Source organism: Altererythrobacter sp. BO-6 (assembly GCF_011047315.1).
Lineage (GTDB): Bacteria > Pseudomonadota > Alphaproteobacteria > Sphingomonadales > Sphingomonadaceae > Erythrobacter.
This window is the reverse complement of sequence record NZ_CP049259.1, coordinates 2,743,982-2,756,280: the sequence shown is the minus strand read 5'-3', so window position 1 is coordinate 2,756,280 and position 12,299 is coordinate 2,743,982. Positions and strand designations below refer to the sequence as shown.

Below are 12,299 nucleotides of genomic sequence, written 5' to 3'. Positions count from 1 at the left end.
GACATCAAAATGGCCACCGCACCCGCATTGAACCAGACCACCAACGGCACCATCAGCCAGGTCATCGGCGCTGTCGTCGACGTACAGTTTCCGGGCGAACTGCCCGCGATCCTGACCGCGCTGGAAACCAAGAACGGCGACAACACGCTGGTTCTCGAAGTTGCCCAGCACCTTGGTGAGAACACCGTGCGCACCATCGCGATGGACGCCACCGAAGGCCTCACCCGCGGCAGCGAAGTTATCAACACCGGCAAGCAGATCTCGGTGCCGGTCGGCCCCAAGACGCTCGGCCGGATCATGAACGTCGTCGGCGAGCCGATCGACGAGCGCGGCCCGATCGGTGCGGAAATGACCGCCCCGATCCACGCCGAGGCGCCCCTGTTTGTTGACCAGTCGACCGAAGCCGCCATCCTCGTCACCGGCATCAAGGTGATCGACCTGCTCGCGCCTTACGCAAAGGGCGGCAAGATCGGCCTGTTCGGCGGCGCTGGCGTGGGCAAGACCGTGCTGATCCAGGAACTGATCAACAACATCGCCAAGGGTCACGGCGGCGTGTCGGTGTTTGCCGGCGTGGGTGAGCGTACCCGCGAAGGTAACGACCTCTATCACGAATTCCTCGACGCCGGCGTTATCGCCAAGGACGCCGATGGCAACGCCACCAGCGAAGGTTCGAAGGTGGCGCTGGTGTTCGGCCAGATGAACGAGCCTCCGGGTGCCCGCGCCCGCGTCGCTCTTTCGGGCCTGACCATGGCGGAATACTTCCGTGACCAGGAAGGCCAGGACGTGCTGTTCTTCGTCGACAACATCTTCCGCTTCACCCAGGCGGGTTCGGAAGTGTCGGCGCTGCTCGGCCGTATTCCTTCGGCGGTGGGCTACCAGCCGACCCTCGCCACTGACATGGGTAACCTCCAGGAACGCATTACCTCGACCACCAAGGGCTCGATCACCTCGGTGCAGGCAATTTACGTTCCGGCCGACGACTTGACCGACCCGGCGCCGGCGACCTCGTTCGCTCACTTGGACGCGACGACCACGCTGAGCCGCGCGATTTCGGAACTGGGCATCTACCCTGCGGTTGACCCGCTTGACTCGACCAGCCGTGTTCTCGAACCGCGCGTTGTCGGCACCGAGCACTATGAAACCGCGCGTAAGGTTCAAGAAACGCTCCAGAAGTACAAGAGCCTGCAGGACATCATCGCCATCCTCGGGATGGACGAGCTGTCCGAAGAGGACAAGCTGACCGTCGCCCGCGCGCGCAAGATCCAGCGCTTCCTGTCGCAGCCGTTCCACGTCGCCGAGGTGTTCACCAACATTCCGGGCGTGTTCGTGCAGCTAGAAGACACGATAAAGTCGTTCAAGGCGGTGGTCGAAGGCGAATATGACCACCTGCCCGAAGCGGCCTTCTACATGGTTGGCGGCATCGACCAGGCGGTCGAAAAGGCCAAGAAGCTGGCCGAGGACGCGTAAGCATCATGCCCCTTCACTTCGAACTCGTCACGCCGGAAAAGCTGGTCAGGTCCGAGGACGTCCACATGGTGGTCGTCCCCGGCACCGAGGGCGAATTCGGCGTGCTTGAAGGGCACGCGCCCTTCATGTCGACGATCCGTGACGGCGCGGTGCAGGTCTACAAGACCGACGGGGCGCAGCCCGAACTGATCGAAGTGCGCGGCGGCTTTGCCGAAGTCGGCGAAAACGGCCTGACCGTACTGGCGGAGCACGTCGAGGGCTGATTTGCTTCGACCTTTGCGAACACGAATGGGGCGGTCCGCAGGGGCCGCCCTTTTTCGTTCGACAAACCGCATCTCTGATCGGGCAAACAGCCTTGCGCGGGGCGCCCTGATTGGCAATGGTTGGGAATTCTATTGAGAAGGGTCGCTCAATCCATGAAACTTGTATCCACCGCCGCTCTCGGCGCAGCATTGGCACTTTCCATGACAACACAAGCAATTGCCCAGGACGGCGAGCCCGGCCCTGAACAGGATCCCTATATCTGGCTTGAGGAAGCGCGCAGCGACGAAGCGCTGGCTTGGGTAACCCAGGAAAACCAGCGCACCTTGGCCCATCTGGAAGCCGATCCGCGGTTCGAGCAGCTCAAGAACGAAGCGCTCGCCATCCTCGATAGCGAAGACCGCGTCCCCTATGTCAGCTTCCGGCCCGACGGGCTCTACAATTTCTGGCAGGACAAGGCGAACCCCAAGGGGCTGCTGCGCCGCACCACGCTCGAAAGCTATCGCAGCGACAGCCCGGAGTGGGAAACCATTCTTGATGTCGATGCGCTGGCTGCAGCCGAGGGCAAGGAATGGGTCTATCAAGGCTCGACCTGCCTGCCCCCGGCGCTGAACAAATGCATGATCGCGCTATCCGACGGCGGCGAGGACGCAACTGTCCTGCGCGAATTCGATACGGCGACCAAGAGCTTTGTCGAAGGCGGCTTCGTACTCGACCGGAAGAGCCAGGGCGGCATCCAGTGGATCGACGAAGACACGCTGCTGGTCGGCCGCGACTTTGGCGAAGGCACGCTGACGGAAAGCGAATATCCCTTGAGCTCGCGCGTGTGGAAGCGCGGCACGTCGATCGACGATGCGCCCGAAATTTTCCGCGGCGAGAAAAGCGATGTCTGGGCCGGCGCCACATTGCTGCGCGACAACAAGGCGGTGATCCATGCCCGCATGGCGTTCCGCGCTGTCAGCTTTCACGAGACCGAATATTATGTCGAGAAGGACGGCGAATGGCTGCGGCTCGACATCCCGCTCAAGGCCTCGCCCTATGCGATCGTGGACGGCCATTTGCTCTACTCAACCGATGTCGACTGGACCGTGGACGGGCAGACATTCCCGGCAGACAGCCTGATCGCGGTCGATCTTGAGGCGTGGAAAGCGGATCCCAACGGTGCAAAGAAGACACTGGTATGGGCCCCCGGCGAACGCCAGACCAAGCAGGGCTCCGCCACCACCGGCAGCTCGCTGTTCGTCAGCATGCTCGACAACGTCGTCGGCAAGGTCGTGAAGTTCGATTTCGTCGCCAATGAAAACGGCGGCGCATGGCAGCAAAGCCCGGTGGAACTGCCCGGCAATGCCACGATCGGCATCACGACCTCGTCTGACGAAACCGACCAGATCATGTTCACGGTCACCGATTTCCTCAATCCCACTACGCTCTACTACGCCGATGGTGGCACACCAGAGGTGATCAAGCGGGAAACCAGCCGTTTCGACAAGGCCGGGCTTGAAGTCCGGCAGCTGGAAGCGACGAGCGCCGACGGCACGAAGATTCCCTATTTCATCGTCCGCCGCGCCGGCGCGGCGATGGACGGCAGCATGGCCACGCTGATGACCGGTTACGGCGGGTTCCAGGTGCCGCGCCTGCCCAGCTACATGGGCGTAACCGGCAAGCTGTGGTTGGAAAAGGGCGGCGCATTCGTGCTCGCAAACCTGCGCGGCGGCGGCGAATTCGGGCCGATGTGGCACCAGACCGCCATCCGCGAGAACAAGCAGCGGACGTGGGACGATTTCATCGCCGTGGGCCAGGACCTGGTCGATCGCGGTTTCACCTCGCCCGAACACCTCGGGATCATGGGCGGCTCGCAAGGCGGCTTGCTGGTCGGCACCGCATTTACCCAGCGGCCCGACCTGTTCAACGCGGCAATCGTGCAGATCCCGCTGTTCGACATGCTGCGCTTCCACGTGATCGGACGCGGCGCTTCCTGGATCGGCGAATATGGCGATCCGCGCATCCCAGAGCAGCGCGCCTGGATCGAAGGCTATTCGCCCTATCAGAAGATCGTGGCGGGCGTGGATTATCCCACGCCGTTCCTGTGGGCTTCGACTGCGGATGACCGCACCCATCCCACCCACGCCCGCAAAGGCGCTGCGAAGCTCAAGGAACTGGGCCAGCCCTATTACTATTTCGAGGACATGACCGGCGGCCATTCCGGCGGCGTCGACAATGAACAGCGCGCCAAGCTGCAGGCGTTGCAATATGTCTATCTGATGCAGCAACTGATGGACCCAGTTGCCGATAAATAATCCGGCACCGATCGGAAGAATAGCAGGGGCGACTCTTCTTGGGGTCGCCCTTGTTTGTTTTGAGATGATACTTCCGCGTCGATTGAAGCCGGCCTGGCGCCAAAAATGGATCAACTCGTCCTGCAAATCCAACGGATCGGGTGCTTAACCCAATCGAAAGCATGGCTCGAAAGGCCAAATTAACTCTCGAAACCCAGAATTTTCAATCAAGGGGGGCCAAAATGCTTGGAGATGAACTATGCCCTATGCCCCGAACGAAACGGTAGCCGACGCGATCAAGCGTGCCGGATTGCCTGAATCGCATGACATCAACTGGACCGAAGCCCGCAAGGAAGAAGTGGTCCGCGCGGTCCGCGACAAGCTGATCAGCTTTGACGAGGCCCGCTGGCGTTACCTGCTCAGCCGTAGCGAGTTCCGCCAATGGGAAGAAAAGGTGGACCAGCGCCATGCGCGCAAGGTCGAACCGAAACAGCCGCTCGAACTGCGCAGGCACAAGGTACCCGTCGCCTACGAAGAGGCCTAATGGCCTGACTGAATGCAAGCCGCCCGGTTTCGCTCACCTTTTCCTGGTTGGTGCGTGAAAATCGGGCGGCTTCGTGCTGACCCATTGCACGAATTTCGCAACATCGGGATGCGCCCGGATCGCCCCAATGTCCGCGCCCATCCGTGCCAGCTGGGCATTGGTGAAATTGGCGTGGATCGCCTTGTGGCAGATTGGATGGACCGGAACGGTCTCACGCCCCTTCTTCGCCTTGGGCACAGGGTGATGCCACTGGAGCAAAGTCTCGAAGGGCCGTTCACACAGCCAGCAGGCTTCGGCGATTACCTCGCCCATTCGGGATCGCCCCTGATCGTTTCTTCGGTGAAGAGCCGATAGTTACCGGCGAACACTCGCTTGGCCGCATTGATCTTCACCGGCATCTCGGCCTGGCCGCCTTCGCATGGCCGGATTGCGACAAATTTCCCGTCGCGCAGGATCACCACGCCATCGCTGATTGCAGGGTTGTTGGGCTCGCCTTCGGTGAAATTCGTTCGCACCATGCGGCTGTAGACTATGTACTGGGTGCCCGCGTTGGCAAACCGGATCTGCGCCTCGCCGCCGCCAGAATAGGGAACATTGGCCAATACACCGCCGGTCAGGACAATTTCCGGCTCGGCACCGCCGAAGCGGTATTCAGCCTCGCCCATTTGCGGCGCACAGACCGCCAGGCGCTTGCCACCAGGCATCTCGCAAGAGAAGATCGTCTCCTCCTGCGAGGTGCACGCGACCGGATTGGCCCGGGCTGCGCGATCAACCGGCTCGGCACCGACGGCGCGATCGACCGCATCTGCAGCAGGCCCCGTGGTCGAACTTGCCCCGACGCTTGCTACAGCAGCAGGCTCGGCGGCTTGTTGCCTCTCAGGTTGCGGTTCACCGCATGCAGTCAGTGCGGCGAGTGCGCCAAGGGTTGCGAAACGCCTCATCCCTTCTTCGCTGCGGCCTTTTTCTTCTTCATCGCGTCATGGAAACGATCGGCCCAGCCGGGCTTCACGATCTGCTCGCCGCGTACCATGCGCAGGTCGCCATCGCCGACATCACGGCTGACCGCGCTGCCGGCGGCGACGATCGCATCCGCGCCGATCCGAACCGGGGCGATCAGCGCGCTGTTCGATCCGATGAAGGCCCGCGGCCCGATTTCGGTGCGGTATTTGAAATAGCCGTCGTAATTGCAGGTAATCGTACCCGCGCCGATATTGGCATGCTCGCCGATCGTGGCATCGCCGAGGTAGGTCAGGTGATTGGCCTTGGCCCCTTCGCCCAGCACCGCGTTCTTCATCTCGACGAAATTGCCGATCTTGCTGCCCTTCTCCAGCACCGCGCCAGGGCGCAGGCGCGCAAACGGGCCGACCGAACAGCCCTCGCCCACGCTGGCGCCCTCAAGGTGGCAGAAAGCGTGGATCGTCGCGCCATCGGCCACGCGCACCCCGGGGCCGAACACGACATTGGGCTCGACCGTCACATCGCGGCCCAGCTGCGTGTCGTGCGAAAAGAACACCGTTTCCGGCGCGATCAGCGTGGCGCCATCGGCCATCGCGGCTTCGCGCCGTGCAGCCTGCCAGCGGGCTTCAACTGTCGCCAGCTCTGCGCGGCTGTTGATCCCCGCTACCTCGTCCGCAGCGGTTTCGATCACAACTACGCGGTCACCCCGGGCAATCGCCCCGGTGGCGACATCGGGCAGGTAGTATTCGCCCTGTGCATTGTTATTGCCGACCGCCTCGAGCAGCGGCCACATGTCATCCGAATGCGCGGCGATCAGCCCGGGATTGCACAGGTTTACCGCGCGCTCTTGCTCGCTCGCGTCCTTGAATTCGACCATCTTGCGGACGGTGCCGTCTGCATCGGCGATGATCCGGCCGTAAGCGAGCGGATCTTCGGGCCTGAACCCCAGCACTGCCACTTTCGCGCCGCCTTCCAGCGCGCCCAGCAAGCGGCGCACGGTGGCTGCCTGCACCATCGGGCAATCGCCGAAGCACACCAGGACAAGGCCTGAGAAGCCCTTCAGCGCGTCTTTCGCCTGCAGCGCGGCATGGGCCGTACCCAGCTGAGGTTCCTGCAGCGCAACCGAGACATTGCGCCCGCCCAGCGCATCGCGCAGCTGCTCATGACGATCCCCCGCCACCACGACGGTATGCGCCGGTGACAGTTCCTCGAAACTGTCGAGCAGGTGGAACAGCATGGGCTTGCCCGCGATCGGGTGGAGCACCTTGTGCAGGTCGCTTTTCATGCGGGTGCCCTTGCCCGCGGCAAGGATGATGGCGGCGAAATCACTCATATGCGCCACATGGCACCAAACGCTTGCGGTTTGAAGCACCATCCGCCACCGCAAGCGTCATGACGGATTTTCGCTTTGACGGCATTGGCTTCGATCTCGACGGTACGTTGCTCGACACGTTCCGCGATCTCGGCACGGCGGTGAACCATGCGCTGGAGCTGGGGGGCATGAAACCGGTCTCGGTGGAAAGCTCGAAAGACTTGATCGGCGGCGGCGCAAAAATCATGCTGGCCCGCGCGGTCGAGGCACAGGGCGGCCTGCCCGATGAAGAGTTCCGTGCGCTCTACAAGGCGATGCTGGCATATTACGCCGAGCATAACGCCGTCTACACCCGCCCATATCCGCATACATTGGAGTTACTGGAAGAGCTGGGCGCGCGCGGGGTGAAGCTGGCGGTCGTCACCAACAAGTTCGAAGGATTTGCCACGAAAATCCTCACCGAAATCGGCCTGGCGCGGCATTTCGTGGCGATCATCGGCGGGGATTCGATGGGGCGCGGCCCCGATGGCTCGTTCCTCGCCAAGCCCGCACCCGAGCCCGTCATCGAAGCGCAAAAGCGCTGCAAGGCGCGGCGCTTCGCATTTGTCGGCGACTCGACCTATGATGTAAGAGCGGCAAAGGCTGCGGGCGTCCCGGTGATCGGCGCCGCCTATGGCTATTGCGACCGCGCACCGCACGAGCTGGGCGCGGATGCCGTAATCGATTCGCTGGCAGAGCTGATTCCGGCGCTGGAGCGGCTCTAGCCCGCCCGCCTGCCCCTACGGCATGGCGGGTGTCAAAAGCGACTGTTGCAACGCAGCAAGGAAAGTGCCACCCAGCGCGCGCATTTGACGTTTACGGGCACGTAAAGCCCGTTGAATTGAAGCAGGAGAGAACCCCCATGAGCATCGACTTCAAGGACAAGGTAGCCATCGTTACGGGCGCAGGCGGTGGCCTGGGCCGCGAATACGCGCTCGAACTCGCTCGTCGCGGTGCGAAGGTCGTCGTCAACGACCTTGGTGGATCGCGCGACGGCACCGGCCATTCGGACATGGCGCTGAAGGTGGTCGAGGAAATCGAGGCCATGGGCGGTGAAGCCATGTCCAATGGCGGCTCGGTCACCGAGTACGAGCAGATGGAAAAGATGGTCGCTGACGCCAAGCAGAAGTGGGGCGGCGTGCACGTGCTGATCAACAATGCCGGCGTGCTGCGCGACAAGACCTTCGCCAAGATGGAACCGGCCGATTTCGAATTCGTGCTGAAAGTGCACCTGACCGGTTCGGCCTTTGTTACCAAGGCATGCTGGGAAACCATGCGCGAGCAGGCCTATGGCCGCATCATGATGACCGCCAGCAGCACCGGCCTGTTCGGCAATTTCGGCCAGGCCAATTATGGCGCGGCCAAACTGGGCCTTGCGGGCCTGACGAAGACGCTGGCGCTCGAAGGCGCGAAGTACAACATCAAGGTCAACACGCTCAGCCCCGTAGCGGGCACGCGCATGACCGAAGACCTGTTTCCCGAAGAAGCCTTCAAGCTGTTCGATCCGGTAAACGTAGTTCCGGCCGCGCTTTTCCTCGTCAGCGAAGATGCGCCGACCAACGCCATCGTGGGCGCGGGTGCCGGTGGCTATCACAGCGCCTGGACGGTCATGAACGACGCTGTCTGGCTGCGTGAGGAAGACCGCACGGTCGAAGGCTTTGCCGCCAACTGGGACAAGATCTCGTCCTTCACCAACCTTACCGCACCGCAGAGCGGCAGCGAGCAGAGCGGCAATATCCTGAAGGCCATGCAGAAGGTGCTTGGCGCCGACGCCGCACCTTCCAGCGCACGCGGCTGATATATCAAAGCGATTTAAGAGAGTGGGCTCCCGCGCAGCGATGCGAGGGGGCCCATTCTTTTGGCCGACTGCCTGGCCATGTCATTTAGTGTATTGACACTGTAACACACTAAATTTAGTGCTTCTCAGATCATCGGGCGATGGAGTGAGAGGCACTGCCAATGACGACGCTTACCACCCGGCCCGAACCTGCGCCGCATCTGATCCAGCGCTTGATCATACTCGCGCTGGCAGGCCTGTTCATTTTTTACCACGTCACGATGTTGACCGATTTCGCGCACGGGCAGATGCTGTCCAACAGCGTCTTCTATGACGGCTTGCAGTCTGTCCTTCGTGGGGCGATCATTGCCAGCCTCATCCTTGTTGTCCTCGGTAAACGCTTTGCGCTCTGGACTATGTGGCTGAGCATCGGCAGCTTGATAGCGACCCATTACTGGGCTCATTTCGGCATGGTGGAGGCAGACTTCATAATCGGTCGCCACCCTTTATCTTACCTCAAGGGCCTGATTATGCCCTCGATCGTCACCATGGCATTCTTGTATCGTCGGCGCTGAATCGGTTTTTGCAGTCTAATCCTCCACCGCCTTGACCAGCCGCCGCTCCATCGGCGCCAGCACACCTGCCAGCTCGTGCCCGCGCTTCAGCACCTGGCCATGCTCGCCATAGAGCGTCCACATGCCTTGCCGGTTGCGCAGCGCAGGACGCTTCTCGATGCGGGCCTGGGGATTTTCGGCGGTGCGCCGGAATGCGGCGAAAACCGCAGCATCGCGCGTGAAATCCATCGCGTAGTCGCGCCATTCGCCGGCCGCGACCATCCGTCCGTAAAGATCGAGAATGCGCTGCAATTCCTCGCGGTCGAAGCCGACCTGCCCCGCCACGCGCGCGGGAAATGCTACGACCGATCCGGGCTGGCCGGGGCGCATGCCCGAATTCATCAATCGTCAGTCCCGCTGCGCTTTGCCAGCTCGGCTGGCATGGTTGCGCGTTTGAGCGCTTCGATCTCCGCCTTCAGCCCGGCGATCTCGCTCTCCAGCTTTTCGACGCAGTCACGCCCAAGTGCGCCATTTTCCCCGCAGGGATCATCGCACGGAGTACCATAGGGGATGAATTCGCGCACCCATTCCTCGGCCGGGACCAGCGTGGAACGTGCCTTCAGCCCGATCATCGTTGCGCCTTCGGGCACATCGTCGGTCACCACCGCGTTGGCGCCGACACGGGCCCGTTCACCAACTGTAATCGGTCCAATGATCTGCGCGCCGGAGCCGATGATCACATTGTCGCGTATGGTCGGATGGCGCTTGCCGCCCTTCCCATTGGTCGGATTGGTGCCCCCCAGCGTGACGCATTGATAAATAGTCACATTGTCCCCGATCTCGGCGGTTTCACCAATCACGGTAAAGCCGTGGTCGATGAAGAAATTCCGCCCGATCGTGGCGCCCGGGTGGATGTCAATCGCGGTCAGGAAGCGCGAAAAATGGTTCACCAGACGCGCGAGGAAGAACAGCTTGGCTTCGAACAGCCAGTGCGCAATCCGGTGAAAGAACAGCGCCCAAACACCTGGATATAATAGGATTTCCCAGCGCGACCGCGGCGCCGGATCACGCGCCCGGACAGAGTCCAGATAGGCTTTGAGCCGGTCGAACATAGCCAATTACTCCCACCAAACGCCGATCAAAGCAAGCGCGCCTGCTCCGGACCGCGGATGGATTCCAATGCATCTCGCCATAGCGACATGGTGGCTGGCACCTTGCGTTCAAGGCTCAAGCGGTCAATCGCGATCACCAGCCGCTCGATATCGGCAAAGCTGCGCTCCGCGCGCGGCACAAGATATTCGAGCGCACCATCGGCCAGCACGAGGCCGCGTTGCTGGGCGATCGCTTCGATCATCTGCGCGATCATCGCATCGTCAGGGGCGCCGATTTCGAGCTGGAGCGATCCCCCCAGCCGCGACCGCAGGTCCGGCAGGGCGATCTCCCACGGCTGGCTGCCAGATATCAGCAACAATGGCCTGCCGCTTTCCTGCGCACGGTTCCAGCGATGGAACAATTCGGCATCGTCGTGCCGGTCCGCATCATCGACCACATCGATGCCTTGCGCTGCCGCCCACAAGCCCAGCAGCGACTTGCCGGAGCGCGGCGGGCCGGTAAGGACGGCTGTATTGAATGGCCACCCTTGCGGATTGGCCAAGGCGTCATAGGCGGCCTGGTTGGCATTGCCGATCACAATGCGGGTCGGCTGGCCGCTACCGGGCGGAGCAAGCGGAAGCGCGATTTGCGAAGGCATGCCTGCCCCCTCGTCAGCGGCTGATGAGGAGCGCGTCAGAGCCCTGCTGCACGTTCAAACCGCGCGCGCGCAAGGCACCGGCCAGCTGGCTCAGCGTGCCAGCATAACTCACCGTCATCACCGATGTCCCGCCAAAGGCGAGGCTGGTGGTGGCGGCGCCGCGCACGCCCGGGACGCTGCGCACCATGGCGAGCGTGGCATCAATCGAGGCGGCATCGGGGCTGGCGAATTGCACGACATAGGAACTGACGACAGCGGTCGGCGCCTCGATCGGTCCGGCGTCCGGCCCCTGCTCGGCTGCGCCAGCCGCAATAGCCGCCTCGCGCGCTTCGATCGCTCGGCCAATCTGGATCAGGCGCGCGATCGCCGGGTCCATCAACGACGCGCCGTCTTCGCTCAAGGTCGGATCAGGGCGCAACTTGCCATCGGCCAGCGCCGTCTGGAAAATCGTATCCACCCGCCGCACCGCCTGATCGAGCATTTCGGGCAGAGCATCGGGGCTGTCTGCGGTCATGGTGAAACTGTCGAGGTAGCGATTGTCGGGGCCGTAACGCGCCGTAAAAACACCCTTCACCGGCCCGCCGGGATAGGAATATTCGAGCCTGGCGACCGGCACGAGCACATCGGCCGCACCAAACTGGTCAAGGATCACGCGCCACCAGGCGCGGCTGCGGCGCATCGTCTGCCCGTGGTTGAGCAGCACCGATTCGCCACCAGCGCCGGACGGCCGCACATAATTCACCCGGCTGGTCCCGGGATTGAATTCGGCCCAGGCGCGCTGCCACGGGTTGCGCACCTCATACATGGTGAAGGTGCCGGCGCTGGCGGTGACCGGCAGCAGCAGCATCGGCGCCGATGGCGGGCCGCGCTCGCCGCTGCCCAGGTACTGCGCAGCCCGGCTGCGATCGAACACCACGCCCAGCGTCGCGCGGTAGCGTTTGGGCCCGATCAGCTCGCGCTCGATCACAACCGCCGAAACCATGGATTCAATCGTCGATTGCGGCAGGTCCGGCCCGTTGATCTTTTTCCACGCCAGCGTCTGCGCTTCGCTCCAGCCCTTTTCGCGCGCGTCTTCGGCATCGTCACCGCGCACATCGACTTCAACCCCGCCAACGTCGATATCGCTGGTCGAAGCCACCGGGGCGATGCCGCGGTCTCCGGCGATTTGCGCAGCCAGCATTGCGAACCCGAACGCCAGTGCGACGAACATGGCAATCCCCAGCGCGAACCGCGCGATCGGGCGGCTGGGCAGCGTGGGCAACGGGCGCAAGGTGGGAAAGGATGCGGTCATCGGGGAAAAGCTGACGCCTTTTGCCCAAAGGCGAGTGGAATTCCAAGCGCGAATGGCTAAAGCCGTGAACA

General features: G+C 62.6%; 14 protein-coding genes. 7 read left to right on the top strand and 7 right to left on the bottom strand.

Translation table 11 applies throughout. The annotated features are described in order from the left end of the window. Positions 1-9: 9 nt before the first annotated feature. The 4 genes from atpD (at position 10) to G6N82_RS13405 (ending at position 4,548) form a co-directional block, all read left to right on the top strand. The gene (gene atpD / locus G6N82_RS13420; RefSeq protein WP_165197242.1) at positions 10-1,467 is read left to right on the top strand and encodes a F0F1 ATP synthase subunit beta; all 1,458 of its coding nucleotides are present in this window, start codon (positions 10-12) and stop codon (positions 1,465-1,467) included. 5 nt (positions 1,468-1,472) lie between these two features. Continuing rightward, positions 1,473-1,730 carry an ATP synthase F1 subunit epsilon gene (locus G6N82_RS13415; protein WP_165197240.1) on the top strand — a complete coding sequence of 86 codons (258 nt, stop codon included), beginning with the start codon at positions 1,473-1,475 and terminating at the stop codon, positions 1,728-1,730. 201 nt (positions 1,731-1,931) lie between these two features. Continuing rightward, positions 1,932-4,025, top strand: a complete 2,094-nt coding sequence (locus G6N82_RS13410; RefSeq protein ID WP_346773736.1) for a prolyl oligopeptidase family serine peptidase — start codon at positions 1,932-1,934, stop codon at positions 4,023-4,025. A 238-nt stretch (positions 4,026-4,263) separates the two neighbouring features. After that, positions 4,264-4,548 (top strand): DUF1153 domain-containing protein, encoded by a 285-nt coding sequence (locus G6N82_RS13405; RefSeq protein WP_165197236.1) that lies wholly within the window; start codon positions 4,264-4,266, stop codon positions 4,546-4,548. Positions 4,549-4,581: 33 nt separating this feature from the next. Here G6N82_RS13405 and G6N82_RS13400 read toward each other — a convergent pair whose 3' ends face one another. Genes G6N82_RS13400 through glmU form a run of 3 tightly spaced genes read right to left on the bottom strand, consistent with a single transcriptional unit; the run spans position 4,582 to position 6,838 of the window. Then, positions 4,582-4,860 (bottom strand): HNH endonuclease, encoded by a 279-nt coding sequence (locus G6N82_RS13400; protein WP_165197234.1) that lies wholly within the window; start codon positions 4,858-4,860, stop codon positions 4,582-4,584. After that, complete coding sequence (locus G6N82_RS13395; RefSeq protein ID WP_165197232.1) at positions 4,848-5,489, bottom strand: hypothetical protein; 642 nt, start codon at positions 5,487-5,489, stop codon at positions 4,848-4,850. Before G6N82_RS13395 ends, G6N82_RS13400 begins: the two co-directional genes overlap by 13 nt. Then, positions 5,486-6,838: a bifunctional UDP-N-acetylglucosamine diphosphorylase/glucosamine-1-phosphate N-acetyltransferase GlmU gene (gene glmU, locus G6N82_RS13390; RefSeq protein WP_165197230.1), complete on the bottom strand. Its 1,353-nt coding sequence runs from the start codon at positions 6,836-6,838 to the stop codon at positions 5,486-5,488. The genes G6N82_RS13395 and glmU overlap by 4 nt, the downstream gene beginning before the upstream one ends. 59 nt (positions 6,839-6,897) lie before the next feature. Between glmU and G6N82_RS13385 the strand changes: the two genes are divergently transcribed. The 3 genes from G6N82_RS13385 (at position 6,898) to G6N82_RS13375 (ending at position 9,208) form a co-directional block, all read left to right on the top strand. Beyond that, positions 6,898-7,581, top strand: a complete 684-nt coding sequence (locus tag G6N82_RS13385) for an HAD-IA family hydrolase (RefSeq protein ID WP_165197228.1) — start codon at positions 6,898-6,900, stop codon at positions 7,579-7,581. Between the two features lie 137 nt (positions 7,582-7,718). Continuing rightward, positions 7,719-8,654, top strand: coding sequence for an SDR family NAD(P)-dependent oxidoreductase (locus G6N82_RS13380; RefSeq protein ID WP_165197226.1), 936 nt, complete (start codon positions 7,719-7,721; stop codon positions 8,652-8,654). A 161-nt stretch (positions 8,655-8,815) separates the two neighbouring features. Beyond that, on the top strand, positions 8,816-9,208 hold the full coding sequence (locus G6N82_RS13375) for a hypothetical protein (protein WP_165197224.1): 393 nt from the start codon (positions 8,816-8,818) through the stop codon (positions 9,206-9,208). A 15-nt stretch (positions 9,209-9,223) separates the two neighbouring features. On the opposite strand, the gene G6N82_RS13370 is transcribed toward G6N82_RS13375, so the two are convergent. Genes G6N82_RS13370 through G6N82_RS13355 form a run of 4 tightly spaced genes read right to left on the bottom strand, consistent with a single transcriptional unit; the run spans position 9,224 to position 12,228 of the window. Further along, on the bottom strand, positions 9,224-9,589 hold the full coding sequence (locus G6N82_RS13370) for a DUF2794 domain-containing protein (RefSeq protein ID WP_165197222.1): 366 nt from the start codon (positions 9,587-9,589) through the stop codon (positions 9,224-9,226). Beyond that, on the bottom strand, positions 9,589-10,299 hold the full coding sequence (epsC, locus tag G6N82_RS13365) for a serine O-acetyltransferase EpsC (RefSeq protein ID WP_165197220.1): 711 nt from the start codon (positions 10,297-10,299) through the stop codon (positions 9,589-9,591). Before epsC ends, G6N82_RS13370 begins: the two co-directional genes overlap by 1 nt. 26 nt (positions 10,300-10,325) lie before the next feature. Further along, positions 10,326-10,937, bottom strand: a complete 612-nt coding sequence (locus G6N82_RS13360; protein WP_165197218.1) for a DnaA/Hda family protein — start codon at positions 10,935-10,937, stop codon at positions 10,326-10,328. Positions 10,938-10,950: 13 nt separating this feature from the next. Further along, complete coding sequence (locus G6N82_RS13355) at positions 10,951-12,228, bottom strand: heavy-metal-associated domain-containing protein (protein WP_165197199.1); 1,278 nt, start codon at positions 12,226-12,228, stop codon at positions 10,951-10,953. Positions 12,229-12,299 lie beyond the last annotated feature (71 nt).

What these genes read in the sequence shown, in the direction of transcription:
- G6N82_RS13415 (WP_165197240.1), top strand. Translation starts at nt 1,473, where the DNA reads ATGCCCCTTCACTTCGAACTCGTCACGCCGGAAAAGCTGGTCAGGTCC.
- G6N82_RS13370 (WP_165197222.1), bottom strand. Translation starts at nt 9,589, where the DNA reads ATGAATTCGGGCATGCGCCCCGGCCAGCCCGGATCGGTCGTAGCATTT.
- atpD (WP_165197242.1), top strand. Translation starts at nt 10, where the DNA reads ATGGCCACCGCACCCGCATTGAACCAGACCACCAACGGCACCATCAGC.
- G6N82_RS13400 (WP_165197234.1), bottom strand. Translation starts at nt 4,860, where the DNA reads ATGGGCGAGGTAATCGCCGAAGCCTGCTGGCTGTGTGAACGGCCCTTC.
- G6N82_RS13410 (WP_346773736.1), top strand. Translation starts at nt 1,932, where the DNA reads ATGACAACACAAGCAATTGCCCAGGACGGCGAGCCCGGCCCTGAACAG.
- G6N82_RS13375 (WP_165197224.1), top strand. Translation starts at nt 8,816, where the DNA reads ATGACGACGCTTACCACCCGGCCCGAACCTGCGCCGCATCTGATCCAG.
- G6N82_RS13395 (WP_165197232.1), bottom strand. Translation starts at nt 5,489, where the DNA reads ATGAGGCGTTTCGCAACCCTTGGCGCACTCGCCGCACTGACTGCATGC.
- G6N82_RS13380 (WP_165197226.1), top strand. Translation starts at nt 7,719, where the DNA reads ATGAGCATCGACTTCAAGGACAAGGTAGCCATCGTTACGGGCGCAGGC.
- glmU (WP_165197230.1), bottom strand. Translation starts at nt 6,838, where the DNA reads ATGAGTGATTTCGCCGCCATCATCCTTGCCGCGGGCAAGGGCACCCGC.
- epsC (WP_165197220.1), bottom strand. Translation starts at nt 10,299, where the DNA reads ATGTTCGACCGGCTCAAAGCCTATCTGGACTCTGTCCGGGCGCGTGAT.
- G6N82_RS13360 (WP_165197218.1), bottom strand. Translation starts at nt 10,937, where the DNA reads ATGCCTTCGCAAATCGCGCTTCCGCTTGCTCCGCCCGGTAGCGGCCAG.
- G6N82_RS13385 (WP_165197228.1), top strand. Translation starts at nt 6,898, where the DNA reads ATGACGGATTTTCGCTTTGACGGCATTGGCTTCGATCTCGACGGTACG.
- G6N82_RS13355 (WP_165197199.1), bottom strand. Translation starts at nt 12,228, where the DNA reads ATGACCGCATCCTTTCCCACCTTGCGCCCGTTGCCCACGCTGCCCAGC.
- G6N82_RS13405 (WP_165197236.1), top strand. Translation starts at nt 4,264, where the DNA reads ATGCCCTATGCCCCGAACGAAACGGTAGCCGACGCGATCAAGCGTGCC.